Annotated in this window: 25 protein-coding genes and 1 pseudogene; 22 read left to right on the top strand and 4 right to left on the bottom strand. The window is 36.4% G+C overall.

What is annotated here, in order from left to right; translation table 11 throughout:
* The first annotated feature begins 761 nt into the window (after positions 1-761).
* The 5 genes and pseudogenes from ltrA to AEA09_RS14695 all read left to right on the top strand — a co-directional run bounded on the left by ltrA (position 762) and on the right by AEA09_RS14695 (position 6,229).
* On the top strand, positions 762-2,579 hold the full coding sequence (gene ltrA, locus AEA09_RS14715; RefSeq protein ID WP_483806700.1) for a group II intron reverse transcriptase/maturase: 1,818 nt from the start codon (positions 762-764) through the stop codon (positions 2,577-2,579).
* A gap of 671 nt (positions 2,580-3,250) precedes the next feature.
* Positions 3,251-4,303: pseudogene (locus tag AEA09_RS14710) on the top strand (flavin-containing monooxygenase).
* A 266-nt stretch (positions 4,304-4,569) separates the two neighbouring features.
* Positions 4,570-5,022, top strand: coding sequence for a MarR family winged helix-turn-helix transcriptional regulator (locus tag AEA09_RS14705; protein WP_053584578.1), 453 nt, complete (start codon positions 4,570-4,572; stop codon positions 5,020-5,022).
* Between the two features lie 140 nt (positions 5,023-5,162).
* Positions 5,163-6,029, top strand: a complete 867-nt coding sequence (locus AEA09_RS14700) for a permease (protein ID WP_053584577.1) — start codon at positions 5,163-5,165, stop codon at positions 6,027-6,029.
* Between the two features lie 17 nt (positions 6,030-6,046).
* The gene (locus AEA09_RS14695; protein WP_053584576.1) at positions 6,047-6,229 is read left to right on the top strand and encodes a hypothetical protein; all 183 of its coding nucleotides are present in this window, start codon (positions 6,047-6,049) and stop codon (positions 6,227-6,229) included.
* A 204-nt stretch (positions 6,230-6,433) separates the two neighbouring features.
* On the opposite strand, the gene AEA09_RS14690 is transcribed toward AEA09_RS14695, so the two are convergent.
* Entirely contained in the window at positions 6,434-7,024 is a 591-nt protein-coding gene (locus AEA09_RS14690; protein WP_053584575.1) for a cupin domain-containing protein, read from the bottom strand.
* A 302-nt stretch (positions 7,025-7,326) separates the two neighbouring features.
* On the opposite strand from AEA09_RS14690, the gene AEA09_RS14685 reads away from it, so the two are divergent.
* The 16 genes from AEA09_RS14685 (at position 7,327) to AEA09_RS14615 (ending at position 20,888) form a co-directional block, all read left to right on the top strand.
* Complete coding sequence (locus AEA09_RS14685; RefSeq protein WP_053584727.1) at positions 7,327-7,632, top strand: ArsR/SmtB family transcription factor; 306 nt, start codon at positions 7,327-7,329, stop codon at positions 7,630-7,632.
* Positions 7,633-7,634: 2 nt separating this feature from the next.
* Positions 7,635-8,690 (top strand): ACR3 family arsenite efflux transporter, encoded by a 1,056-nt coding sequence (gene arsB / locus AEA09_RS14680; protein ID WP_053584574.1) that lies wholly within the window; start codon positions 7,635-7,637, stop codon positions 8,688-8,690.
* Positions 8,691-8,702: 12 nt separating this feature from the next.
* Positions 8,703-9,122: an arsenate reductase (thioredoxin) gene (gene arsC / locus AEA09_RS14675; RefSeq protein ID WP_053584573.1), complete on the top strand. Its 420-nt coding sequence runs from the start codon at positions 8,703-8,705 to the stop codon at positions 9,120-9,122.
* Between the two features lies 1 nt (position 9,123).
* Complete coding sequence (locus AEA09_RS20525) at positions 9,124-9,264, top strand: arsenic metallochaperone ArsD family protein (RefSeq protein WP_281176738.1); 141 nt, start codon at positions 9,124-9,126, stop codon at positions 9,262-9,264.
* 55 nt (positions 9,265-9,319) lie between these two features.
* Entirely contained in the window at positions 9,320-9,595 is a 276-nt protein-coding gene (locus AEA09_RS20520; protein WP_281176737.1) for an arsenic metallochaperone ArsD family protein, read from the top strand.
* A 345-nt stretch (positions 9,596-9,940) separates the two neighbouring features.
* Complete coding sequence (locus AEA09_RS14665) at positions 9,941-10,537, top strand: NEAT domain-containing protein (RefSeq protein WP_053584572.1); 597 nt, start codon at positions 9,941-9,943, stop codon at positions 10,535-10,537.
* Positions 10,537-12,084, top strand: a complete 1,548-nt coding sequence (locus AEA09_RS14660; protein ID WP_082332664.1) for an NEAT domain-containing protein — start codon at positions 10,537-10,539, stop codon at positions 12,082-12,084. Before AEA09_RS14665 ends, AEA09_RS14660 begins: the two co-directional genes overlap by 1 nt.
* Before the next feature lie 80 nt (positions 12,085-12,164).
* Positions 12,165-13,454, top strand: coding sequence for an NEAT domain-containing protein (locus AEA09_RS14655; protein WP_053584571.1), 1,290 nt, complete (start codon positions 12,165-12,167; stop codon positions 13,452-13,454).
* Positions 13,455-13,469: 15 nt separating this feature from the next.
* The gene (gene isdE, locus AEA09_RS14650; RefSeq protein ID WP_053584570.1) at positions 13,470-14,375 is read left to right on the top strand and encodes a heme ABC transporter substrate-binding protein IsdE; all 906 of its coding nucleotides are present in this window, start codon (positions 13,470-13,472) and stop codon (positions 14,373-14,375) included.
* A 104-nt stretch (positions 14,376-14,479) separates the two neighbouring features.
* Positions 14,480-15,445, top strand: coding sequence for a FecCD family ABC transporter permease (locus AEA09_RS14645; protein ID WP_053584569.1), 966 nt, complete (start codon positions 14,480-14,482; stop codon positions 15,443-15,445).
* A gap of 6 nt (positions 15,446-15,451) precedes the next feature.
* On the top strand, positions 15,452-16,222 hold the full coding sequence (locus AEA09_RS14640) for an ABC transporter ATP-binding protein (protein WP_053584568.1): 771 nt from the start codon (positions 15,452-15,454) through the stop codon (positions 16,220-16,222).
* Positions 16,223-16,234: 12 nt separating this feature from the next.
* On the top strand, positions 16,235-17,011 hold the full coding sequence (gene srtB, locus AEA09_RS14635) for a class B sortase (RefSeq protein WP_053584567.1): 777 nt from the start codon (positions 16,235-16,237) through the stop codon (positions 17,009-17,011).
* A gap of 340 nt (positions 17,012-17,351) precedes the next feature.
* Entirely contained in the window at positions 17,352-17,879 is a 528-nt protein-coding gene (locus AEA09_RS14630) for a YceI family protein (protein WP_053584566.1), read from the top strand.
* 115 nt (positions 17,880-17,994) lie between these two features.
* Positions 17,995-18,921 (top strand): NAD-dependent epimerase/dehydratase family protein, encoded by a 927-nt coding sequence (locus AEA09_RS14625; protein WP_053584565.1) that lies wholly within the window; start codon positions 17,995-17,997, stop codon positions 18,919-18,921.
* Between the two features lie 108 nt (positions 18,922-19,029).
* Positions 19,030-20,313 carry an AAA family ATPase gene (locus AEA09_RS14620; protein WP_053584564.1) on the top strand — a complete coding sequence of 428 codons (1,284 nt, stop codon included), beginning with the start codon at positions 19,030-19,032 and terminating at the stop codon, positions 20,311-20,313.
* Positions 20,313-20,888 (top strand): RloB family protein, encoded by a 576-nt coding sequence (locus AEA09_RS14615; protein WP_053584563.1) that lies wholly within the window; start codon positions 20,313-20,315, stop codon positions 20,886-20,888. The genes AEA09_RS14620 and AEA09_RS14615 overlap by 1 nt, the downstream gene beginning before the upstream one ends.
* Positions 20,889-20,969: 81 nt before the next feature.
* On the opposite strand, the gene AEA09_RS14610 is transcribed toward AEA09_RS14615, so the two are convergent.
* The 3 genes from AEA09_RS14610 to AEA09_RS14600 form a co-directional block, all read right to left on the bottom strand.
* On the bottom strand, positions 20,970-22,436 hold the full coding sequence (locus AEA09_RS14610) for an MDR family MFS transporter (RefSeq protein ID WP_053584562.1): 1,467 nt from the start codon (positions 22,434-22,436) through the stop codon (positions 20,970-20,972).
* A gap of 38 nt (positions 22,437-22,474) precedes the next feature.
* Complete coding sequence (locus tag AEA09_RS14605; RefSeq protein WP_053584561.1) at positions 22,475-23,233, bottom strand: VOC family protein; 759 nt, start codon at positions 23,231-23,233, stop codon at positions 22,475-22,477.
* A gap of 95 nt (positions 23,234-23,328) precedes the next feature.
* A complete protein-coding gene (locus AEA09_RS14600) occupies positions 23,329-23,964 on the bottom strand; it encodes a TetR/AcrR family transcriptional regulator (protein WP_053584560.1) in 636 nt (211 codons plus the stop codon).
* Between the two features lie 171 nt (positions 23,965-24,135).
* Between AEA09_RS14600 and AEA09_RS14595 the strand changes: the two genes are divergently transcribed.
* On the top strand, positions 24,136-26,202 hold the full coding sequence (locus AEA09_RS14595; protein ID WP_053584559.1) for a catalase: 2,067 nt from the start codon (positions 24,136-24,138) through the stop codon (positions 26,200-26,202).
* Positions 26,203-26,259 lie beyond the last annotated feature (57 nt).

Below are 26,259 nucleotides of genomic sequence, written 5' to 3'. Positions count from 1 at the left end.
GGTGCGAAACGTTCCTGGTTCAAATGAAATGTGGTCACACAATTTCGGTAAAGGTCAGGCAGTTTTAGGTCTCCTAAAACTGAAGGGTTATATCGAGAAGTCGAATGAGGAGGTAACTCTCTGAAAGGCTTCCCCTGCGTCGAGTAGCACGCAGATTAGTAAGAAAAAGCGTGTTATAAGCTCGGCTAATAGGCGTGAGAATTTACCGTAACAGTCCGGCTGACGAAAGCCTACCCGATGGGGTGGTGTAAATCATGATGCTTGGGTTGAACAGATATGGTGAGAATGCAATGTAAATACAATAAGATACTGTATTGCTGGCGAACCTCTGAATGTACGGGTCTAGACGCGCGTTATATAGAAATGTATTTACTACCAGATGTAGGGTTAGCTGTGGATGAGTAAGAATCAACTATATAAAAATCCATCTTGTGTTACAGGCACATGCAATGCTAACAGGCTCATAGGAGGCACCTAAGTTTGTTCCATAATAGATATAATTCAACGTTGTAAGCTGATAACGTGGAGGGCTTATTCCCGATGAAGCGTTGGAAAGGAAAATAGGCGTGAGAATAGCGACTATATAACTTTCCTTCATATCAGGGAAAGTGGTGGCACAGTACCGTTGAAGCGTGTAATGAACGTGGAGGGATAGCCACTAGACTAATAAAAGATTCATTCAACCATGCAAGACAGTTCTTCAACGATTAATAAGGTTCTTGTAAGACTAATAGAGGTTCAGCTCCGAAGGAGCCACCGACTTGTTAAAACGAAAGAAACTGAGGCACAACGAGTATTATGATATGCAATATCATTTTGATTCTTTATACGCTCAAAGTGCTGATGGTCAAAATTTTTATGGATTACTCGATTTAATGCAATCCGATGAAAACATTCGATTAGCTTATCGTAATATTAAACGAAATACCGGCAGTAGAACGGCTGGATATGATGAATTAACGATTGAGGATATAAGTCAATTGTCCGTAGTGGAAGCTGTATCAACGATACAAAGGATGTTTGAACGTTATACACCCAAAGCCGTTCGTCGGGTTTTTATCCCGAAGGCAAATGGGAAAACACGTCCATTAGGGATTCCGACCATTTGGGATAGATTATTCCAACAGTGTATTCTTCAAGTGCTTGAGCCAATTTGTGAAGCAAAGTTTTACAAACACAGCTATGGTTTTAGGCCGAATCGCAGTACACATCATGCAAAAGCTAGGTTCGAGACGCTCATTAATCGGGCGTGTTTATATCACTGTGTAGACGTCGATATTAAAGGGTTCTTTGACAATGTAAATCATGCCAAACTATTAAAACAAATGTGGTCGCTTGGTATTCGTGATAAGGCACTGCTCTCTATTATCTCGCGTCTTCTAAAAGCTGAAATTATAGGGGAAGGATTCCCAACCAAAGGCACCCCCCAAGGGGGTATATTATCGCCCCTGTTATCTAACATTGTATTAAATGAATTAGATTGGTGGGTTAGTAAACAATGGGAAAGTCTAGAAACACGAAAACCATATAAATCGTATGCTGGCAGATACAATGCATTGAAAAAATCGAACTTGAAACACTGCTATATTGTAAGATACGCAGATGATTTTAAAATTCTTTGTCGCACTCGATCGCAAGCGATAAAAATGCATTATGCAGTGAAAGATTTTCTTCAAACAAGGCTTCACCTTGAAATTAGTGAGGAAAAATCAAAAGTGGTCAACTTAAAGAAAAACTCATCAGAGTTTTTAGGATTTCGTCTTAAGGCACATCGGAAGCAGACGAATAAAAGAACTCTTTACGTTGCACGATCACATATGACCAAAAAGTCACTCGATAATGCACAGATAAATCTTAAACAAGCAATAAAGGTAATTCAGAAACACCAATCACCTGAAAATGTTTGGCGATTCAATACGGTAATAATGGGAATACAGAATTATTATTCCGCAGCATCGCACATCACATTAGACTTAAATAAGCTGAGCGGTCGTCTTAATAAAGCGTTATTCAATCGTTTAAACGAAATGAGGAAAGAAGCAACGTTTCAGGAACTCACAAAAACCTTACGGAAACGGTACAAGGGTTATGAATGTAAACTTTATAAAATAAAAGGAATGGTACTTGTCCCAATCCATGCCCAACGTTGTAAGGTGAATCTTAATTTTTCTCAATCAATCTGTAACTACACTACCGTAGGTAGAAATAAAGTCCACCAAAGTTTGCGGTCGATTAATAAACAAACACTTGCTTATGTGATGAAACAATATATACCAAGTCGTTCCATCGAATACAATGATAATCGGATTAGCCGATTTATTGCGCAATACGGGAAATGTGCCATTACAGGAATTGAATTAGACCAGGGCGATTGGCACTGTCATCATAAAACACCGTTCCATCTCACACAAGACGATTCATACGGAAATCTAATGATATTGCGCCAATCTGTTCATCGTCTCATTCATATGAAAAATCAAGAGAAAATACAAGTGCTTTTAAACGTGCTTAAGTTAAATGAAAAACAACTTAAAAAGGTAAATGATTTGCGTGAGCAATGTCTGAACGAAGCTATCTGATTCTACATTTCATCTTGCATATACATAAAAATACTGAATGAATTGGATTAGTTGGAGCGCCGTATGCTGGGAAACTCGCACGTACGGTGTGAAGTGGGGGAANTGCTTAAGTTAAATGAAAAACAACTTAAAAAGGTAAATGATTTGCGTGAGCAATGTCTGAACGAAGCTATCTGATTCTACATTTCATCTTGCATATACATAAAAATACTGAATGAATTGGATTAGTTGGAGCGCCGTATGCTGGGAAACTCGCACGTACGGTGTGAAGTGGGGGAAAAGCCGGCGATAACGTCAAAAGCTTACCTATCACTATAATAAGGAGCATAAAAATAATCAAACTTTATTAAAAACGATAGCTTTTTATATGCAGTGAAATCAAAAGTTTTAGAGTGATTTATAATCAAACTTTATTCTAAATCAAAATGAGTTGGGTTAATTTTTTGTATTTATATACTTGCAATTTGCAAGTAAGTGAGGTACAACTGATTTATAATGTGTATAAAATTGGAAATGAGATGTGTGAATTTATCTTTATGAGTACACTTTAAAGCATGAGTGCATAGTTTATTATCCGTGTATCGTACATATTTGCTGATTAGATAAATGGTTAATTTTTTATTATTTTTTCTTTTTAATATTTGCAAAATACAAATAATTAGGGGGATAATATGAAAGAGACACTTGATACTATTGTAATTGGTGGGGGCCAGGCTGGGCTTGCTTCGGGTTATCACTTACAGAAGAAGGGACTGAGTTTTTTAATTTTGGAGGCAAGTGATCGGATAGGAGGATCTTGGCCAAGTTATTATGACAGTCTTAAGTTGTTTTCTCCAGCAGGCTATTCCTCAATGCCAGGCCTGAAGTTTTCTGGCAATCAGAATCGTTATCCGTAGCGAGATGAAGTCATTCGATATCTACAGGATTATAAAACAAAGTTTGAATTGCCGGTTTTAATTAATCAGAGAGTAGATTTCATTGAAAAAGATGGGAAAGGATTTGTTATTCGAACAAAGTCAGGAGAAATATTTAGGGCTCTAACTATTATTAATGCTACTGGCTCATTTAACAATCCATTCATTCCAAAAGTAGCAGGAATGGAGGCTTTTCAGGAAGATACACACCCTTCTTCAGAGTATCGAAATTCGAAACCATTTCACAACCAAAGAGTAGTCATTGTAGGCGGTGGTAATTCTGCTGTACAGATTGCAGTTGAATTGGCTGAGGTGAGTCGAACAACTTTAGCTGTGCGCCAACCGATCCAATTTGTGAAACAACGTATATGGGGGCTTGATTTACATTTTTGGCTAAAATTAATTGGTTTTGATACTTTTCCGTTCTGGCGATTCGGGAAAACTGCTCCGAGGTCAAATGCGGTGAATGATACGAATCGATACAAAGAACGAATAACTGCAGGAAATCCAAATCAACAATCAATGTTTACATCCTTTTATGAGAGAGGAGTTATTTGGCCGAACGGGAAAAAGGAACTTGTAGATACTGTAATCTACGCAACAGGCTTCAGACCTAATGCTCCATATCTACAAACGATAGGTGCGCTTGACGAAGAAGGCAGGCCTTTGCATAAGGCAGGCATTAGCAATGTTCCGGGTATTTATTTTGTGGGGTTAGAAGGGCGGCGTTCCTTTGCTTCTGCTACATTAAGGGGAGTAGGGCGGGATGCACAGTTTGTTGTGAAAAAAATAGTGAAACATTTTAAATAGTGATATTCAATCTTTGCCTAGAGTGGGTTTTATGAAACATTTTCTTGTGTGAATGTGTTCTTTAGTTGTTCAACGGTATATCTAGAAAATACGCTGTTGTTCTTGTGTAAAAGGAAAGAATAGGTTAATCGAAAAAAGGTTGCAATTTGCAAGTAATAGTATTATTATATCATTAGCAACTAATCAATGATTGTTGTTCGATTTTTAAATAATACTTGCAAATTGCAAATAAATACATTTATATACTAATTAGTGAGGTGACTATCATGGAACAAAACTTAAGAGAGATTTTTCAAATATTCAGTAGACGTTTTGGCTTTTTAAATAAAAACTGCTGCCAGGCGGGGGGCCATGAGATTTCTCTTGTCCAAAGTCATATTCTGTATGAAATAGATCGCCAACATCATCCATCAATTCAACAAGTGGCTGAAACATTGGGAACAGATATAACTACTTTTAGTAGGCAAGTTCAATCTCTCGTTAAGATAGGTCTTGTTTCGAAAACACCTGATCCTATTGATAGAAGAATCTTCATCTTATCTCTTACTGCAGAAGGAAAAGAAGTAGCAGATAATATTGATAACCAAATGAATCAATTTTTAGAATGCGTATTTTCTAACATGAGCCAAGATGAAAAAGCAACGGTTATTCATGCTATTCACTTGCTGAATAAGAACATGGAGAAAACCAATAAGTGTTGTACTACCCCATTAGGGTAATACAACTTTGATAAATACTTGCAAGTTGCAAATAAATATCAGCGATACTTGCAATTTGCAAATAAATATCGGCAATACTTGCAATTTGCAAGTAAATATCAGTAATACTTGCAAATTGCAAATAATAGAGGAGTGGAAACATGATTAAAGAAATTTTAAGCCAATTTTTTATTATCGCATTAGAACTAACAGCTCTATTTGTTGCTATCTCGTTTGCGGTTAATCTTTTACAATCGATAGTGCCATACGAGAAGATTAATAAATATCTCTCTGGGAAGAATACTTTTTTAGGAGTAGTAGCAGCTTTAGTTTTTGCTTTTGTTACACCTTTCTGTTCATGTTCAACAATACCTGTAGTTGTGAACTTGTTGAATAAAAAAGTACGTTTTGGAATTGTTATGGTGTTCTTATTCTCGTCACCTTTATTAGACCCAACGATTATTACGCTTATGGGTGCGATGCTAGGCGTGAAAGTTGCTGTGACATATACCGTTATTACAGCTATTTTCTCTGCTGTTGTGGGGCTTCTTTTAGAAAAGTTAGGCTTTGAAACAGCTGTTAAAAATGTCAAAATGAGTGGTTATCATGAAGGCGAAATGAAATTTAGTTTTAAGGATGCTGCAAAAGAAACACTCAATCTGATGAAGACGGTGTATCCATACTTACTATTTGGGGCAGCAGTTGGTTCTGTTATTCATGAAGCTGTTCCAACAGAATGGATTACGACTTATCTAGGGGGAGACAAATGGAGGTTCGTACCTATCGCAGCTGTTATTGGTATTCCGTTATATGTTCGTATTGAAACAATGATTCCATTATCAAAAATCTTAATAGCCAAGGGAATGGCATTCCCACCTGTTATGGCTCTTATGATCGGTTCGGTGGGAGCAAGCATTCCAGAGGTAGCATTATTAAATTCGATCTTCCATAAACGCTTAGTAGTTGCTTTTGTAGCTTCTGTAATAACAATGGCTACTCTTTCTGGATTCTTATTCTACATCATTTAAAGGAGGTGAACAAATTCATGTTTAACATTTTCAAGAAATCAAAGAAAGATAATGATTGTTGCAATGTGAAAATTGAAGAAGTAAAAGAAGATAAGAAGTCTTGTTGTAACGTGAAAATTGAAGAAGTAGTGGAATCAGAAGATAACAAAACTTCGAATTTGAAAGCTTCATCTAGCTGCTGTTCCACTAAAACAGAATAAACATGTAAAACCTGAGAACCTACAAAGTAATGTGTTCTCAGGTTTTTTTAAAAGTTAAATGTAGCTTTAGAATAAAGAGTGATTAAAAAAACTCTTCAACCTTTATTTAACAACAAATAGAAAAGCTCTATTTTGAAATAAGATAGATCAAAATTGAGTTTCTCTTATAATGAAGTATAAATTATTTATAAAAAGGTTTGTTATTTAAATACTAGGATGATGATCCTCTTCTTCTGCAGACACTGCATCTGCTTTGGTAGGATGAACTGTACCAAATGGATGGTTAGGAGGAGCATATATCGAGTATAGTTTAAGCGGAATACTACCTGTATTGGTTAGATTATGCCAAGTCCCAGCAGGTATCATTATTGCAGAATCATCGAAGACGTTTCTTTCAAAATTTAAACTATCTTTACTCGCGCCCATTTGAACAATCCCTTGACCTTGTTCAATACGTAAGAATTGGTCGACGTCAGGATGTATTTCTAAACCGATATCTTCGCCAACATTGAGACTCATTAAAGTAACTTGTAAATGTGTTCCTGTCCATAAAGCAGTACGATACGTATTATTTTGCTTCGTTGCTTCATTTATATCAACGACATATGGTTTTGGTCCATAATCTTTTAACATTAATTTACTATCACTATCGGAAAATCGATAAGGTTCAAACTTGCTTGCAAGAGCCACCTCATTAGGATAAGGCCAGTAAAAAGATTGCATTCCATAATTATACATAGGTACCGTAGGATAATTAGAGTGAGGGTATTGATACATATAAGGAACAAAGTACATTTTTCTAAACCCCTTTACAGTTTTTTAGATTATCCTATGCAACTTGCTAAGGGAATGTACTAATATTCAAATGGATACAATTTCAAAAGAGAGCGCTGTTAGCCTAAACATTTATTAAGTCGATTTTGCAGAAAGATTAACAAGCACTCTTAAATTAATCTGCCCCGTAAAATCATCTAAACCCAATTTGAAAATCTGGAGTAACAGAATTCAACCATCTTGCATATAATTATAAATAAGAGTATTCTTATATAAGAGAATAGTTATATAGAAGGAGCGATAATGTGAATTCAATAATTAAAATGGAAAAACAATTAAAGGCTGTTAGTGACATCAATCGTTTAAAGATTTTAGCTTGCTTAAAGCAAGGAGAAGTTTGTGTATGTGATTTTGTCGATGTTTTACAAGTTTCGCAACCGGCAGTAAGTCAACAATTACGCAAGTTGAAAGAGGCAGGAATTATTTTGGAAAGAAAGAAAGGGACTTGGAAACATTACCGATTGAATGAAGAACAAACTACATATATACAAGCTGTACTTGATGAATTAGAGCCTATTTCTTATCAGCATTGTGGACCCGATTGTTCTTCAGAAGTAGGAGTTGATTGAACATGGAGAAGTCACTTACGAAACAGCTTTCAATTTTGGATCGTTATTTAACTGTTTGGATTTTTGTCGCGATGGGTATTGGCGTTGTACTTAGTATCACTATGCCGAATATAGGTGAAGCGCTGGAATCAATGTCTATTGGAACAACATCCATCCCCATAGCTATAGGTTTAATTATCATGATGTATCCACCCCTTGCAAAAGTAAAGTATGAGGAAATGTGGCGAGTATTTAAGGACTGGAAGGTACTTTTGTTATCGTTACTTCAAAACTGGTTACTTGGACCATTCTTAATGTTCTTTTTAGCTATCATCTTTTTGCATGATTATCCCGAATATATGGCTGGGCTGATTATGATTGGTTTGGCACGCTGTATTGCAATGGTCATCGTTTGGAATGATTTAGCAAGAGGAGATCGTGAATATGTAGCAGGACTTGTTGCCTTTAATTCAATTTTTCAAATAGCAACGTATTCAATTTTTGCTTACTTTTTCTTAAATGTATTACCTGGTTGGTTTGGTTTAGAAAACTTTAATGTTTCTATTTCTATGTGGGAAATTACGAAAAGCGTACTTATTTACTTAGGGATTCCATTTGCTGCGGGATTCTTAACACGCTGGCTAGGCATCAAAATAAAAGGTAGAGAGTGGTACGAGGAAAAATTCTTACCGAAGATTTCCCCACTCACTTTAATTGCATTACTTTTCACAATTGTGATGATGTTTGCATTGAAAGGTGAACAATTAGTGGAATTACCTCTCGATGTCTTACGTATAGCGATTCCATTATTTATTTACTTTGTTGTGATGTTTGCAATTTCTTTCTTTTCTTCTCGCAAGGTAGGTGCATCTTATCCTGTCACAGCAGCTCTATCATTTACAGCTGCTAGTAACAACTTCGAGTTAGCGATTGCTGTTACTGTTGGTGTTTTTGGTCTTCACAGTGGTGTTGCTTTTGCTGCGGTTATTGGACCACTTGTCGAAGTACCTGTACTTATTGGTCTTGTATGGGTTGCGCTACGTTGGCAAAAGAAATATTTTAAAACAATTAAACTATAAGGAGCATTTTTTATGACAAATACACTTTATTTCTTATGTACAGGGAATTCATGCCGTAGTCAAATGGCGGAAGGGTGGGCAAGAAAATTGTTGCCTGCCGAATGGACAGTTAAAAGTGCTGGTATTGAAGCGCATGGTGTAAATCCAAATGCCATCAAAGCAATGGCAGAGGTAGGAATCGATATTTCTGACCAAACATCTGACTTAATCGATCTTGAGACATTAAACAATGCAACACTTGTTGTTACACTTTGTGGGGATGCAGCTGATAAATGCCCGATGACGCCACCGCACGTTCGTCGCGAGCATTGGGGATTTGAAGATCCAGCAAAAGCTTCAGGTACGGATGAAGAAAAATGGGCTGTCTTCCAAAACGTACGTGATGCTATTGGAAAACGTATTGAACAATTCGTAGCTGAGGAGCTGAAATAAATTGAAGGAAATTCATATTTACGAGCCAGCCATGTGCTGTTCAACAGGTTTATGTGGACCGACAATTGACCCTGAATTATTGCGTATGTCATTTGTGATGAACAATTTAAAGAAAATAAAAAATAGAAGCCGAACGATTTAATCTTACAAATGAACCGAATGCCTTTGTGGAAAATTAAGCTGTCAATGCATTATTAATGTCAGAAGGTATGGATGCCCTCCCTGCAACTTTTGTTGATTTTGGGCTACTTTGTAAAGGGAAGTACCCTACAAATGAACAATTTTCACACTGGTCAGGACTTTCAGAAGAAGAATTAGTACAAAAACCAAAAGTACGTTTGTCACTAAAGGGAGATCGTAACCATGGAACGCTTTACAAGAAGTCAATTTCCCGATACACCTTTTCTCTTTTTCACAGGGAAAGGGGCGTTGACTTGCAAAAAGATGGATTCCAACCGGAAGTAGTAAACTAAAGTGAAAAACGCTGTGGGATAATCTCACAGCGTTTTTATATGGAAACAGATTATTCTTTCGTAAATCATACCGAGAATTGTTGATATAAGGATAAACAGTTAGTATCTACTTTTATTTTAAGATTCAATTAATATTTGTACATATTGAGCACAATTTCGGTCAAGTGGTTGACATTCATTGGTATCAACAGGTATTCTTGGAAATGGACGTGTTAATTGAGAATGTTTTTCGTTTGAATTAAATATCTTTTCTGGAAAACATCGAGAGTTTAATGTGTTTCACCTATAATATTTTTATGTAATAAATATTTGTAATTTCATAATGAAAAATGGAGAGTGCGGCATATGAAGAAAATAATGATGTTGTTCATGCTAACTAGTATGATCGCATTGAATTTGGCTTTACCACAAGCATCCGCTCAACTTGCTGATGGTGCATATTCTGTTAAGTACCAGGTGAATAAACCAGAGAGTAATTCAGCGTCGATTGCGAATGATTACTTCGTAAAACCAGCAAAAGTAACCGTGGAAAATGGTGTATCTACTATACAAGTTACATTAAAAAATAGCGCATGGATTACTAAATTTCAACCTCCTGGTGGAGCAACAGTTGTAAACGAGGATAAAAGTGCTGATACACGTATTGTACAATTCACAGTAAAAGATTTATCAAAACCAGTTGTTACAGCTATGAAAATTGATATCAATGATATTGATTATCATCATGAATATAGTGTTTCATTAGTATTTGATGCAGCGTCTGTAGGTGGCGAGTCTACAGCTAGCATTAATACAACTTCAAATTCGATAGCTACTTCAGAAAGTCAAGTGTCTAATCCACAAACAAGCGATGCAACACCATACTTATTAATCACGGCTTTAGCTGGATCAGCATTTTTACTTTATAGAAATAAAATTCAACCAAAAACGGAGGATCAATAATGACTAAAAAACGTCAATCACGCGCAACAAAAATCGTACTAGCTTCATTACTAGCGGCATCACTATCAATCCCATCATTTGCATCTGCTGATGTAGGTGGAACAATTAATGTTAATGGGACAGAGGCAACAACTCGTGCTGTAGAAGCACAAGACGGTAAAACAGTAACATTTAAAACGTTTAAACCAGGTACAGAAGAAGCAGGCTATATGGACAAATACTTTGCAGGAACTGGCGTGCTTGTTGAAAAAGATGGTACATATACTGTGAAATTAACGATACCAGCGAACTTTAGTAAAATGATTCCTGGTTTCCAAGTGAAACAAGGAGACAAATATGTTGATGTGATAATTGAAGCACAAGCAGACGGCTCAAGTGTTGTATCATTCCCAGTGGATCCAAAAGTTAAAACAGCTGCAAAAGTACATGTAGTAGTTGCAGCAGCGAGTATGGATAAATGGTATGACTTTGACTTCCAACCTGTTGTAGCTGAAGGCCCTACTGAAGAAGTTGAAACACCTGCAGAAGAAGTAGAAGAAGCAGAAGAAGTAGAAGAAGCGGGTGTAACAGTTTACAAAGATGGCACTAAAGAAGAGTCAATCATGAAAAATTACATTGATTCAACTGTAGATGTATCTGAAAAAGATGGTAAATATGTTGTAGAGATGTTATTCCCTAAAGGTCAGTATATCCAATCATTTAAAGTAGCTGGTAAGGACGCTGTACTAAAAAGCGAAGACAAAGCAACAAACGAACGTATCTACACATTTGAAGTAGAAGATTTAACAGCATTAACAACTGCACAAATTCATATTATCGTTGATGAAGCAGGCGTAAAATATGATTCTAATCACACTGTTCAATTCAGCTTTGATGTAGAAGGTGAAGTTGAAGAAACGCCAGTACCAGAACTACCAGAAGAGAAACCAACTGTTACAAATCCATTTAGCGATATCGACAACAACGAAAACAAAGAAGCAATCTTAAATCTTCTGGCTTTAGATATCGTGAAAGCGGCAGATAAATTCAATCCAAATAACAAACTTACTCGTGCACAATTTGCTTTAATGATTGCACGTACGTTAGAGCTGAAATCGACAACTGATGCTGGCTTCGAAGATGTAAAAGGCTTAGAAGCTGAACGTGTAAACGCAATTAATGCACTTGCTGAAGTAGGAATTGTTGAAAAACGTGAAAAATTCAATCCTAACGCAACATTAACGCGTCAACAAGGTGCTTTAATGATTTATCGTGCAATCGATGCTGTTACTGAAGAAGAATTAGAGATTGAAATTTCATTACCATTCGCTGACGTAGCAACAATCGCTAACGAAGAAGCGAAAAAAGCATTCTCATTATTAAACAAAGCAGGTATTATGACTGGTTCTGTTGCGAAAGATGGTAAAACTTACATCAACGCAAACCAACCATTAACTCGTGCTCAAATGGCAAAACTATTAAATAACTCTTTAGAATTCTTTTATGAAGAAGTAGAAGAAACAACAGAAGCAGTAGAAGAAAAAGCAGTAGAAGAACAAGCAAAATAAGTACTAAAATAGCAACTTCCTCTCTCATCTAGTTGAGGGAGGGAGTTACTATTGTTTCTATAGAAATTGGAGGAAATCGCATGATGTTATTGAATAGAAAAGCCTTTCTTCGGGTGGTTGTTTGCACCATTTTTATGGTATTTACCTCACAATTTTTATGGATAAATGCACAGGCAGAAGAAGGATTCGTCATCAAAAATGGCGATTATCAAGTTGAACTAAGTTTTCCATCACTAGAAGGAGAGCAACAAGAAAGTTTTTTCAATAAAGAGGCTACACTCAGTGTGAAGAACGGGCTCTACCAGTTGTCCTTGCAAATGATTTATCCAGATATCATCACCGATATACAAATCATGCAATTAGAAAAAACATTATCTTACATGTTCGATAAGAATGAAAATTTAGTTCAATTTGATATGAATAATTTAACGCAGCCAATTACGATAAGTGGTTCAGTAATGCTTCCATTTGACGAGGAAGCGATTTCTTTTACGGAACAACTAATGCTAAATATGGATTCGCTCAAATTAATAGAAGAAATACCACCATCCATCTCGGAAGAAGAAACGCCTATAGATCAGGTTGAACGCCCTAAAAAAGAGTGGTCGTTGGACTATTTGTTGTTAGTAGATGGAAAATCGGAACCGTCAACGATGAATACATATGTAAATCCTACTGCGAAAATCATTAAACAAGACGATAAATATTATGCACAAATGACGATCTTAAAATCTGCTTGGATAACAAGTTTTACTGTAGAACAACAGGGCGAGCAGTTGGAACCTAAGTTGATTTCACTTATTGATAATGTCAGGGTCGTACAATTTGAAGTAGCGGACTTTGAAGAGCTACAACGTATATGGGTAAAAGTTGATATTCCTGAACTTGATTATCATCACCAATATTTTGTAGATTTACAATTTGATAAGGAACAAGTCGCAAAGTTTTTAGAAAAGTCATTTGAAGTGGAGAATCCCGAGCAACCAAAAGAAGAGAATACACCAAGGCCTCCAGAGCAAGTTATAGAAAAAGAAATCACAAATGATATGGCGATTGCTGTGAAAAGACCAGCTACTGTATCATCGAATATATCACCGGATTTGGTCTTTAATGGTACGCCTAAAGGTGACACATTAGCATTTGATCGTACATTAGATGAAGGTAAAGAAGAGGCTGTTGAAGAAATAGGTGGGGAAGATATTACAGCAGAAACAAATGTTGAACAGGCGATTACTGATGATACCGAGCAGCAACTTGCTCAATTAGATAAAGTGAAAATCGGTTTACTTGTTGCGATTTGTGTATTATCAGGCTTGATGCTTGTGCGACGAATAAAAAATGCAAAACAAGTGACGAATGATGAGGAATAAGTGGAGGATTATAACATGAAAAAGAAGTGGAAACTATTTTTGTTATTCACGACGCTTGCGGCATTATTTATAATTGCTGGTTGTAGTGGTAGTGATGACAAAGAAAAAGTAGATACAACAGCCGAGAAGAAAGAAACAACTGGCGAAAGCGAAAATCGGATTGTTGCTGGTACGGTCGTGATTGCTGAAGTTTTAGATCAGCTAGAATTAGATGCAATTGCCGTACCACAAACAGAAAAAGAATTATCTGCACGTTTTGATGGTCTACCAACCATTGGAAACGCAATGGAACCAGATATGGAAATCGTGAAATCTTTAAATGCAACAGATGTATTATCAGTTTCAACATTAGAATATGATTTACAAGATAAATTCGAGCAATTAAAAATTCCTGTGAACTTTTTAAATTTCCAAAGTGTAGATGCAATGCTTGAAGAAATACAAACATTAGGTGAACGCTATGACCGTAATGTCCAGGCAGAAGAATTAGTCGCAAGCTTACAAAAAAATATCGACGCTGTACAAACAGTCGCAGCCAATAAAGAAGGTCCTCGCGTGTTAATTTTACTTGGAATTCCTGGTAGTTATTTAGTAGCGACGGAAAACTCTTATGCAGGGGATCTTGTGAAACGTGCTGGCGGTATCAATGTTATGGAAGGGCAAGATGCCGAATATTTAGCTTCGAATACAGAGTATCTACATAATAGTAATCCAGATATTATTTTACGATTATCACACGGCATGCCAGATGAAGTGGTAAAAATGTTCGACGAAGAATTTAAAACAAATGATATTTGGAAACATTTCAGTGCCGTGAAAAATGGTAAAGTGTATGATTTAGAAGAAGAGTTATTTGGTACAACAGCTTCACTACAAGTACCAGAAGCTTTAGGTCAACTTATGGAAATTTTCTATCGTTAATAAAAGGGTGAAATGACGCTTGTGTAGTGGGGGGACCTTGCTATACAGCGCTTTTCTTCTATATTTAGCCTGTTGCGAATTTAATTAATAAAAGGAAGTCAAATATGACAAAAAAAATTGTGAGTTTTACGACAGTAATTGTGTTATTACTTGTGTCAATGATCTATTCAGCATCGACTGGTAGTATTAAGATGGGCTTTTTTGAATTTATAGGCGCATTATTTGACGAAGGAAATAGTCAGATGGAAGCAATACGAGATTTACGCTTCCCACGAATAATTGTGGCATTATTTGCTGGTGCTGCGCTTTCGGTTTCTGGGGTGTTATTGCAATCTGTGATGCGTAACCCACTAGCAGATGCAGGGGTCATTGGTATTTCCTCTGGTGCTGCCTTTGTACAGTTATTTATTATTTCATTTTTCCCAGCATTATTTTTTATGACGCCAGTGCTTGCATTTATGGGGGGAGCTTTTGCCTGTACACTCGTTTTTGTGTTGTCATGGAAATCAGGCTTAAGTCCGTTAAAGTTAATATTAGTAGGGATTGCCATCAATGCGATGTTTACGGGTTTAACTGAGGCATTTATTAGTTTAGGTGGATCATTAAATACATCGGCTTCTAGTGTTGTCGGTTCGAATTTAACGATGCGTACATGGAGTGACGTATTAACGATTGTGACATATGGTTCTGTGGGGCTCATTGGTGCCTTTGCCTTATTTGGTTGGTGTAATCTGCTTGTGTTACAGGATAAAACGGCAAAAAGCTTAGGATTTAATGTAGCGCGTGCAAGATTAATCATTGCCGCTGTTGCGGTATTATTATCAGCAGTTTCGGTAGTAGTAGCGGGGGTCATCTCCTTCGTTGGTTTACTTGTGCCACATATAGCACGTCGCTTTGTTGGCTATGACCATAAGGTGCTGATTCCATTTACTGCGTTAGCAGGCGCATTATTAATATTAGTGGCAGATACGATTGGACGAACAATTGTCGCACCAATAGAAATTCCAGCTTCAACAATTATGGCGATTATCGGAGGTCCATTCTTAATATTCCTACTACGAAAAGAGTGATGACATATGGAAATACAAGATATTATCGTATCGCATGATAATACTCAAAATCATTTAGATGGTGTATCGACTACGATTCAAAAGGGAAAAATTACGACCATCATTGGACCAAATGGCTGTGGGAAATCGACATTACTGAGTGTCATGTCACGTAATAATATACCCAAATCAGGCCATGTTTCCTTAGAAAATAAAGATTTAATACAATATAAGCCAAAGGAATTTGCCAAAAAATTAGCGATCGTCTATCAGCAAAATGATGTACCAAAGGATTTAACGATTGAAAAATTAGTCAGCTTTGGTCGCCTTCCGCATAATACAATGTTAAAAAAAAATCACGAAGAGGATTCAAAGGCGATTAACTGGGCACTTGCTTGTACAAATTTACTAGATAAGCGTCACAATGATTTAGAGGCATTATCAGGAGGAGAACGTCAGCGTGTGTGGATTGCGATGGCACTTGCGCAGCAATCAGAGATCCTGTGTTTAGATGAACCAACAACCTATTTAGATATTTATTATCAAATTGAGTTGTTAGAGCTTGTCAAAACGTTAAATGAAGAACATGGCTTAACAATTGTCATGGTACTACATGATATAAATCAGGCGATTCGTTATAGCGATCATATTATTATGATGAAGACAGGGCAGATTGTTGCTGAGGGGGCTCCTCGCGATGTAATTACGAAGGAAGTTATTAAAGAAGTGTACAGTGTAGATGCGATTTTCAATGAGGATAAAAAACTCGGCCTTTACATGGTGCCTCTTGGTATTTAAGAAGGTGGAAAGATGAAAAAATGGAGATCTAAGCTATTAACTTTGGTGTATTTAGCCGTATTTTTATATTCTGGACTTGCACTTGTAAAGTATTTGTATACATATTATGAGGCGTCAAAATCCTTAAAGGAAGTACAGGAAATTTATGAAACGACATTAGAAACTATTGGCGAAGAACTGGAAGTAGAACCACTTCTGACGGAAGGTTTATTATCGGAATATAAGATTCGTCCGCAATTCGAGGATTTGCAAGCAGTGAATGAACATATTGTTGGTTGGATTTCAGTGGATGGTACGAAACTCAATAATCCAATATTACAAACAGAAAATAATGATTTTTATTTAGATCATAATTTTAGAGATAACTATAGCCGTGCTGGTAGTGTCTTTATGGATTATCGCAATGATGTAACGGACATGAATCGTAATACAATTTTATATGGGCATGCGATGAAAAATGGCACAATGTTTGGTAGCTTGAAAAATTATTTGCAGCAGGAATACGTAGATACACATAACAAAATATATGTAGATACATTATATGAAGGCTATGATATTGAAGTGTTCGCTGCCTATGAAACAACAATCGATTTTTATTATATTGAAACAGAATTTACAACGGATGAAGCGTTTTTAGAATTTATAGAGGAAGTAAAAGAAAAGTCGGTTATTCAGACGGATGTTGAAATCGGATTAGACGATAAAATTGTCACACTTTCTACATGTAAGGACTCGGTTATGAGCGACGATCAACGCTTTGTTGTGCAAGGGAAATTAGTGAAGCGGTAAAAAAGAGAAACAGTCTTATCGGATTATCTTAGAATTAGCACGATTAATAGAGCAAGTTGTCGATGCAAACATTCACTAGGGATTTCTTTGTTTACGAGTAAGGAAATTATTTTTAGAAAAAACAAAATGATTACTTGACGTAATTAATTTATCAATGTATAGTAAGTTACATAAAGTAAGTATTTTTTGTAACTTAAACAGTCATCTTTGAAACTCAACTGAAGTAACTGCAGATGTTTCACTTTTTTACCGAAGGGGAACATAATTAGTGTAGTTACTTCATATTTTAACATATATCTCGAAATCGAGATAAAAAACATTTCAATTGGAGGAATTTACAATGACAAAATGGAATATCGATTTAGGACACTCAGCAATTAACTTTCAAGTAAAACATATGATGGTTTCAAAGGTAAAAGGTGTATTTGAATCTTACACAGCGGACATCGAAGCGGCGGATCTTGCAGATTTATCAACTGCAAATATTAGCTTCAATATTGACACTGCGAGCATCAATACGCGTAGTGAAGATCGTGATAACCACTTAAAATCTGGTGACTTCTTTAATGCAGATGCATACCCAACAATCACATTTACATCAACAAGTATTACGAAAAAGTCAGATGATGAATATGCAGTTACAGGTGATTTAACAATTAAAGACGTAACTAAATCAGTAACATTTGATACTGAATTTAACGGTAAAGGTACAAACCCTTGGGGCCAAGAAGTATACGGCTTTGAAGCGGAAACAAAAATTGATCGTGAAGAATTCGGTTTAACATGGAACGCAGCATTAGAAACAGGTGGCGTACTTGTTGGAAAAGATATTAAAATAACAGTTGAATTAGAAGTTAACCCTGCTTGATTAACTAAAGATTGACTAAAGGAGAGGCGACTAGGCTTCTCCTTTTTCATGCTTGTTTGCATATTTATCTCTAAATTCGCATATAAAACATCATATTGTTTTTGGGGGCGAGAGTATGAATGTTCTAGTGACAGGTGGATATGGTTTTATAGGTAGTGCAGTAGCTCGACGTTTTTATGAAGAAGGCGCTAATATTTTTATTATTGATAATTTAAGCACTGGACATTTACGGAATTTTGAATTTCCGCATAAATCGTATTTATTGAATGTGGAAGATGAAGTTTGCGAGCATTTCTTCAAGGAAGTGACGTTTGATGTGGTAGTTCATTGTGCAGCTCAAACCAGTGTACAGCTATCAATTCAAGAACCAATGAAGGATATTTTAACGAATATTGTAGGGCTTAGTCAGATGCTTTATTTATCGTCTAAATATAAGGTGAAGCATTTTGTATTTGCCTCTTCAGCTGCTGTATACGGTGATAGTCATTATCCACCGCTGGAAGAAACAGATACTAGTGAGCCTGTATCAATGTATGGATTAAATAAAAGTATTGGCGAAACATATTGTGAAAAATGGCGACAAGATTACGGTCTACAAACACTTATTTATCGATTTGCCAATGTGTATGGACCAAAGCAACCAGCAATAGGTGAGGCTGCTGTAATTCCAAGTCTGTTAAAAAGTAGTCTGGAGGAACACCCTTTTACCATTTTTGGGGATGGTCAACAAACAAGAGATTTTATTTATGTGGATGATATAGCCGATGCCATTTTTGCTGGTGTTGAGGTGGGACTCCAGGGCGTATTTAATGTTGCTACAAATGAGGCATGGTCGATTCAACAAGTCATTTTACTTTTACAACATTTAAATTATCCGTTAGAAGTTCAATATGCACCGGCTCGTGAAGGTGATATTGAACATTCTTTTTTATGCAATGATAAGCTGGCAAATGCTATTGGTTGGAAACCCCGTGTATCGTTAGTAGATGGAATTCAACGAACGATTGAGGCTATGGAAAATGAGAGAATCGTAGAGATTTAAAATACTGCAATAGGGTGTATTACAGTAAGTAATATGCCTTTTTTAGTGTGTAAATATTGTATAATATACTATTAAAGGGTGAATTCCTAGTTGAACGGAGGGTATAACATGTTAGTAGATTTTAGAGTAAAAAACTGCCTAAGCTATAAAGAAGAAACACTATTTTCGATGGTAGCTGGCAAACGTATACGAAAATTAAAAGATACACATACAATAAAAATAAAATCACTACGCCTTGTAAAAAGTGCGTTTATTTTTGGACCAAACGGCAGTGGGAAATCGAATTTATTTGCGGCGATTAAAGTGCTACGCACACTCTTGTTTAATTTTGAAAATTTAAATAGTGTGAAGCAGTTACGCCTACCCTATCAGCCGTTTAAACTCGGTGGTGTTAGTGAATCTCCTTCTGAATTTGTAATTTCTTTAATGTTAGATGGATCATTGTATGACTACGAAATACATTACAATGCTGAGAAAGTGCTATATGAGCGTTTAACGAAAATAGATGAAATGCAGGAAGAAAAACTATTTTTGCGTGCGTGGGATGCAAATACGCAAGACTATACCTACGAAACAGCACAGCTTTCGCATCAGGAACTCACAAAATATACACGTAATAATACGGCATTTTTATCGGTCTTAAATGTATTCAATGATGCCGATGCAGCGAAGATTTTCGAGTGGTTTTTACATAAAGTTTTATTCCTCGATGAGGCACATCGATTGTCCAATCATCCGCTAATTCGTAAGTTGGAGGAAGAACCATTTAAACAAGAAGTGATCAAGCTGTTAAAGATTGCAGATTTCTCCATTCAAGATGTGACTGCAAGACGAGTTGATCGCAAAGAGAAAAATATAGTTAGCTATGACTTTGATGGAGAAGATACTGTTATTCAAGAGGTCGATATCGATTTGCATTATTTATCGTTTGATAATGAGGGAACACCGCTTGGCACGGAGACGATTAACTGGACAATGGATTCAAAAGGTACAGTACGCATGCTACATTTAGCGTGTGTCATGGTAGATGCATATAGTAAGGGAAAGACCATATTCATAGATGAATTTGATACAGCTTTCCACGTTTCAATTTGTGAATTTTTAATGGCTGTCATGAACAGTAGACGAAATGAGTGTAATCAATTCATTGTCACAAGTCATGAAATTGATTTACTTGATCAGCCACTACGCTCGGACCAAATTTGGTTTGTGAATAAAAATTTTAAAAACGAATCTGAGCTGTATTCTCTATTTGATTTTGCTGAATTACAAAATAAACGTGGGGACATTTCCTATGCAAAGCGTTATTTAAAGGGAGAATTCGGTGCAACACCGGTCATTAATGAATATTTGTCGAGCGAATATTTAGGTGAAGCGGAGGTACATGAGTAGTGAGAGTTCGTAAAAGAGGGAATTTAGCATTACGTAAAACGATTTTAATTTATTGTGAGGGAGAAACAGAACGCATTTATTTTGAACAAATGAAACTATTAAAGCGCTCCAAAATGGTCAGTGTTAAAATCAAAAACGTAAAGCGCTCTGCGATCAAGTTAGCACAGCACGCGTATCGAGATTCAAGCTACCAACCTTTTGATGAAGTGTGGATTGTGTTTGATAAGGATGATCTAACGGAAAAGCAGTTAGACGAAGTAAATGCTTTTTGTGAGGAAAAAGACATTAAAATTGCGTATACGAATGAAGCGTTTGAACTTTGGCTTTTGTTACATTTTGAAGCAGTAGAAGTGTCAGAACCATATCCCCGTGCGGTGCTCAACAATAAATTGGAGAAGCATCTTGGTGTAACACGCTACTTCCGTCACAAGGGGAATGTGTCGCTCATTTCTCCAATTGCCTTACGTCATGAAGTTGCCATTAAAAACTGTATGGGAATGATGGCACTACGTACTACAGATAGCCGAGAAAACCCGTATTGTAATGTACATGAAATGATTAAATACATATTTTAGCTTTTATTTGTGTGAGCGTTCAATGACCAATGAAAAAACCTTGAAAGGCATATCGCCAATCAAGGTTTTCCTATTTTCTATTTAATGTTGCATAATTTGTGATTTAGCATTTGGTTCTTTTTTATTTAAGAAAAATACAAGAATCCAACCAATCACTGCCATACCAGTCGCGACAACGAACGTTGCTGCGTAGCCTGATATAAGGGCATCAGAGGCAATCGTGCTTTGCATTGTTGCTGGATCTAACCCACTGTACTTTTCCATATCAGGTGTAAAGTTTTTGGCAGTTTGCGACATAATCGTAATTAAAATAGCTGTACCAATCGAAGCACTCACTTGCTGCATCGTATTAGCCATGGCAGAACCATGGGCATTCAAAGTTTGTGGTAGCTGATTCAAGGCATGCGTCATAATCGGCATCATCCCTAATGATAGACCGAACATACGAATAGCGTACATCGTTGTCAGCATTGTCATTGAAGAATCAGAAGAAAGCGTCGTAAAGTAGAATGTTGTGATAATCACGATAAGCATTCCAGGTACAGCCATTTTGCGAGCGCCTAATTTATCAAATAAAATACCTGAAACAGGCGACATAATCCCCATAACAATTGCTCCAGGCAGTAGCATTAAACCAGAATCAATGGCAGATAGACCACGAGCAGTTTGCACATACATCGGTAACAATGTTTCAGCACTGATCATAGCAATGATCACGAATGCACTTATAATGACACCTAATGTGAAGTCCTTATTTTTAAACACGCGGAATTCTAATAAAGGTGTTTCGAGACGAAGCTGTCTCCAAGTAAATAACGCTAAAATAATAAAACCACCTATAATACAAGTTAGCACAAGTGTATCTGTCCATCCACGCGAAGCACCAGAGCTAAATCCGTATAATAATCCACCGAAACCAAATGAAGACATTAAAATAGATAAAACATCGACTTTTGGATTTGTTCGTTCAGTTACATTAGAAATAAAGAAAATTGATAAAATCAGTGTTAAAATCGCAATCGGTAACACTGCGTAAAACAGCATGCGCCAATTAAAATACTCTACCAAGTAACCGGATAGTGTTGGCCCAATGGCAGGTGCAAATGAAATAACGAGTCCCATCATCCCCATTGCCGCTCCGCGTTTATCGATAGGGAACATGGTTAACAGGACAGTCATCATGAGAGGCATCATGACACCAGAGCCCATTGCTTGCACGATACGAGCAATTAATAGAAGTGTGTAAGAGTCTGAAAAAGCAGCCACAGCTGTACCGAATGTAAAGACAGCAATTGCTGAAATAAAGATTTGGCGAGTTGTAAACTTCCCGATGATAAAGGCTGATATTGGGATCATTATGCCGTTTGTCAGTAAGAACGCAGTTGTCAGCCATTGTACCTGCGTTTCATCAATGGAAAAGTGGACCATGATTTCAGGTAATGCTGTTGCCAGTAGCGTTTCATTTAATAATGAAAAGAACGCACCGAACAGCATAACGACCAACATAGGCCCTTTTTTAACATGTGTAAATGGATCATTCGAAGTCATAAAATTTCTCCTTGTCTAAATCGTTGTTCATTTATTTACTAGAGTGAGTCGTTCCAATTTTTTATTTGAAGGTTATCAATATTTACTAGCTTATTAGCGTAGTTTCTATTGTCGCATGTTAAAATAACCTCCACTTTATATTGGTCGGATTTGATAAAACGTATTCTTTGTTTTTCTAGGTAGATTGTTAATATATCATCTTTATCTTCATAATTCTTAAATAAAGCATTCAATATTTTTTTATCCTCTTTTGTTAGTTCTCCATAGATCATTACTTCAGAGATACCGCTAATTTCATTATCTAGACTGTTGGGTACCATATACTTTTTCATATAATTCTTTGTTTTCTCATCATCTAATTGTTGAAGAAAGAATTGGAAAGGTACGCCTTGGAATTCAGGTAAATATAAATTACGCCAAGGCATCGTCTTTTTTAGAAGATTGAAAAACCAACGAAATTCTAATGGTTTTGGAGGAGCAACATCTATATTCTGATGAAGTAGTTTTTGGTAGGATTCATCTATGTCAGTAACTTCTAAACAAAAGCCAATTAGGCCCCTATGCCCATCAAGATACTTCGTAGTCCAATCTTTTAACCAACCTCCACCGCCTTTCGTTTTAATTCTCACAAACTCAAAATATTCATTCCCAATCCATATATTTGAAACCTTAAATCCTTTTGTGCCTTTTCCCTTTTTAGGGTTGTATGGTAAACCAATGGAATGAATTTTTTCAATGATGTCTTTATCCTCGTGAACGGATCTATCTACATTGACAACTAAATGATCAATTTTCAAAGAAGCACCTCACTTTATTAAAATGTATTTTATGTCCATATCATTAAAACAAGCATTGTTTATATTCAAAAGAAACGATTTGGTACTATAGTGAACTATTTATAAAAAAGTGGTTTTAAGAAATGGAAATATTCATCCAATTCTGCTGTGCATTGATTAATTAAAGTATTAAAGACATCAATATCATAATTGGATTCTTTTAATTGTAGGTTATAATGACTGGAAATACCGTCCAAAACCCATTTAATCGTATTCAGTGCATATTTTGTGTCTATTTCTTCTTTGAAAAGTGAATAATCAATATCGGTCAAAAGCTTGTCATAATTATATTCTTCTTTAAGAGATTGTTTTTTTTCAAGCTCAGACGTTACTTCGGGGCTTTTTTCGATGCTTACCATTTTCATAAAGTTGAAGAATGCAGGATTTTGTTGAACTATATTCATTTGCATTGAGATTATTTGCTTATAACGCTGAAAAACATCTGGTTCAGTTAAATCTAATTCAGCAAAAGTTGCTTCAGCATACTTATCCAATACATACTCAAATAAAAAGAGATATAAGTTTTTTTTGTTTCCGAAATAATGAAATAGAAGCCCTTTTGATATGCCAGCTTCCTTCACAATCGCATTTGTTGAGGCATTATCATACGAGTGCTTTGAAAATTCATTTAATGCTGCATTAATAATACTACGTTGCTTTTCTTCGTTTGCTTTTATAAATGATGGATGCAAAATAATCCTCCTCTCGTGATTATTGACCAGTGTGGTCATTTTATCAGGAATTGACTTGTGTGGTCAATGTTTTTATTTTAAAAATCTCCAAGTATGTTTCTATATTAAAAACATATATTGTGTATTGGGCATAGATGAATTGAAAATCGTTAAGTAAGGAAAGGGGATTTCGTGGACAAATCTTGGTCGAATCAGGGAAAAGATGCAAATGGTGATGCTAAGGATCAACAGCTTGAACAGTTTCGTGTAAATAATGATGGTAAAAAGATGACGACCAATCAAGGCATAAAAATTTCAAATGATGAGGATTCTTTAAAGGCGGGAGTACGTGGTCCAACATTAATGGAAGATTTTCACTTTCGGGAGAAAATCACGCACTTTGATCATGAGCGTATACCGGAACGTGTTGTCCATGCAAGAGGGTATGCAGCGCACGGAGAATTTGAGTTATATGAATCCATGCAAGAATATACAAAAGCTGGATTCTTACAAAAGGTAGGTGCAAAAACGCCTGTTTTTTTAAGGTTTTCTAATGTTGTTGGGAGTCTAGGTTCGGTGGATACAGCTCGAGATGTACGAGGATTTGCAGTGAAATTTTATACGGAAGAAGGCAATTATGATTTAGTCGGTAATAATATCCCGGTGTTTTTTATCCAAGATGCCATCAAGTTTCCTGATTTAATCCATGCGGTGAAGCCAGAACCACATAATGAGATGCCACAAGCTGCTTCTGCACACGATACATTTTGGGATTTTGTAGCCAATAATCAGGAAACTGCACATATGATTATGTGGCTTATGTCGGATCGGGCTATTCCAAAAAATTATCGAATGATTGAAGGATTTGGTGTGCATACATTCCGTTTCATAAATGAGAAGGGAAAGTCGAGATTTGTAAAGTTTCATTGGAAACCGATTTTAGGCGTTCATTCTCTTGTTTGGGATGAAGCGCAAATTATTGCTGGGAAAGATGCTGATTTTCAACGAAGAGATTTATGGGAGTCTATTGAAAATGGTGATTTTCCACAGTATGAGCTAGGTATACAAATGATTGAGCAGGAGGAAGAATTTAAATTTGATTTTGATATTCTGGATGCAACAAAAATTTGGCCTGAGGAAATAGTTCCTGTGAAAATTATTGGTAAGATGACATTGAATCGTAATGTTGACAATGTTTTTGCTGAAACAGAACAAGTCGCCTTCCACCCTGGTAATGTTGTGCCCGGCATTGATTTTACAAATGATCCGCTGTTACAAGGTCGTTTATTTTCTTATTTAGATACACAGCTAATTCGATTAGGCGGACCGAATTTTGCTGAAATTCCAATCAACCGACCGATATGCCCAATCCATAACAACCAACGTAATGGCTTTAGTCGGCAAACGATTAACGTAGGGAAAGTAAGTTATCATAAAAATTCACTCGCAAATAATACCCCTTCTTCATCTAGTGCAAGTGAAGGTGGGTTTGTTCATTATGAAGAAAAAGTGGAAGGGCGTGTTACCCGAGCACGAAGTAAATCCTTCGATGACCATTTTTCACAAGCAAGGCTTTTTTGGAACAGTATGTCACCACCGGAAAAACAACATATCATCAATGCTTTTAGTTTCGAGCTAGGGAAAGTGAAAAGTCAATCTGTTCGGCAACAGACTGTTAATATGTTTGGCCATGTAGATAAAGAAATGGCAACAATTATTGCTATCAATGTGGGGGTGAACAAACCAATCGGTGAGCAATCAAACGTTACCGCGTCATCTCCTGCGTTGAGCCAAGAAAATACCATAAAACTTCCACAAACACTTAAAGTCGGTGTGCTGATTGGTGATGGATTCGATGCTACTGAAGTAAGTAATGTGTTAAAAACGTTAACAAAGTATGGTGTTAGATATAGTTTAATTGCTGAGCGATTAGGTGCAATCAAAAGTAAGGAAGGCGTCCAATTAATGGCGACGGAAACCTATCTAACAACAGATTCGGTTTTGTTTGATTCTTTATACGTTGTCGGTGTAAGGGCTGATAATCAAGCAAAATTCAATCAAGATATCCTGATTTTCATCAATCAAGCATTTCGTCACTATAAGCCTATTGGCGTTGCAACAACGGGCTTGCCGTTCTTTAGTGCATCAAACGCGAAACTTGGCCCTGGTGTTGTGGTAGCTACTGGTAATGCTGATTTTGGGAAAAAATTTGTAGATGCGATTGCACAGCAACGTTTTTGGGATAGAAACATCTATTAGACATATAAGACAATCGGGGTGGCTTAAAGGGAATTTTGAGCTACCCTGTTTTCCATT

It is taken from the genome of Lysinibacillus contaminans (assembly GCF_001278945.1).
Taxonomy (GTDB): domain Bacteria; phylum Bacillota; class Bacilli; order Bacillales_A; family Planococcaceae; genus Lysinibacillus; species Lysinibacillus contaminans.
Note: the sequence above shows the minus strand (reverse complement) of the source record. Positions and strands in the feature narration are given on the sequence as shown.

Coding starts and splice junctions, on each gene's coding strand:
- AEA09_RS14685 (WP_053584727.1), top strand. CDS start 7,327: ATGGAAAAACAATTAAAGGCTGTTAGTGACATCAATCGTTTAAAGATT.
- AEA09_RS14705 (WP_053584578.1), top strand. CDS start 4,570: ATGGAACAAAACTTAAGAGAGATTTTTCAAATATTCAGTAGACGTTTT.
- AEA09_RS20520 (WP_281176737.1), top strand. CDS start 9,320: ATGTCAGAAGGTATGGATGCCCTCCCTGCAACTTTTGTTGATTTTGGG.
- AEA09_RS14665 (WP_053584572.1), top strand. CDS start 9,941: ATGAAGAAAATAATGATGTTGTTCATGCTAACTAGTATGATCGCATTG.
- arsB (WP_053584574.1), top strand. CDS start 7,635: ATGGAGAAGTCACTTACGAAACAGCTTTCAATTTTGGATCGTTATTTA.
- AEA09_RS14625 (WP_053584565.1), top strand. CDS start 17,995: ATGAATGTTCTAGTGACAGGTGGATATGGTTTTATAGGTAGTGCAGTA.
- AEA09_RS14610 (WP_053584562.1), bottom strand. CDS start 22,436: ATGACTTCGAATGATCCATTTACACATGTTAAAAAAGGGCCTATGTTG.
- arsC (WP_053584573.1), top strand. CDS start 8,703: ATGACAAATACACTTTATTTCTTATGTACAGGGAATTCATGCCGTAGT.
- AEA09_RS14630 (WP_053584566.1), top strand. CDS start 17,352: ATGACAAAATGGAATATCGATTTAGGACACTCAGCAATTAACTTTCAA.
- AEA09_RS14660 (WP_082332664.1), top strand. CDS start 10,537: ATGACTAAAAAACGTCAATCACGCGCAACAAAAATCGTACTAGCTTCA.
- AEA09_RS14620 (WP_053584564.1), top strand. CDS start 19,030: ATGTTAGTAGATTTTAGAGTAAAAAACTGCCTAAGCTATAAAGAAGAA.
- AEA09_RS14645 (WP_053584569.1), top strand. CDS start 14,480: ATGACAAAAAAAATTGTGAGTTTTACGACAGTAATTGTGTTATTACTT.
- AEA09_RS14655 (WP_053584571.1), top strand. CDS start 12,165: ATGATGTTATTGAATAGAAAAGCCTTTCTTCGGGTGGTTGTTTGCACC.
- isdE (WP_053584570.1), top strand. CDS start 13,470: ATGAAAAAGAAGTGGAAACTATTTTTGTTATTCACGACGCTTGCGGCA.
- AEA09_RS14695 (WP_053584576.1), top strand. CDS start 6,047: ATGTTTAACATTTTCAAGAAATCAAAGAAAGATAATGATTGTTGCAAT.
- AEA09_RS14640 (WP_053584568.1), top strand. CDS start 15,452: ATGGAAATACAAGATATTATCGTATCGCATGATAATACTCAAAATCAT.
- AEA09_RS14700 (WP_053584577.1), top strand. CDS start 5,163: ATGATTAAAGAAATTTTAAGCCAATTTTTTATTATCGCATTAGAACTA.
- srtB (WP_053584567.1), top strand. CDS start 16,235: ATGAAAAAATGGAGATCTAAGCTATTAACTTTGGTGTATTTAGCCGTA.
- AEA09_RS14690 (WP_053584575.1), bottom strand. CDS start 7,024: ATGTACTTTGTTCCTTATATGTATCAATACCCTCACTCTAATTATCCT.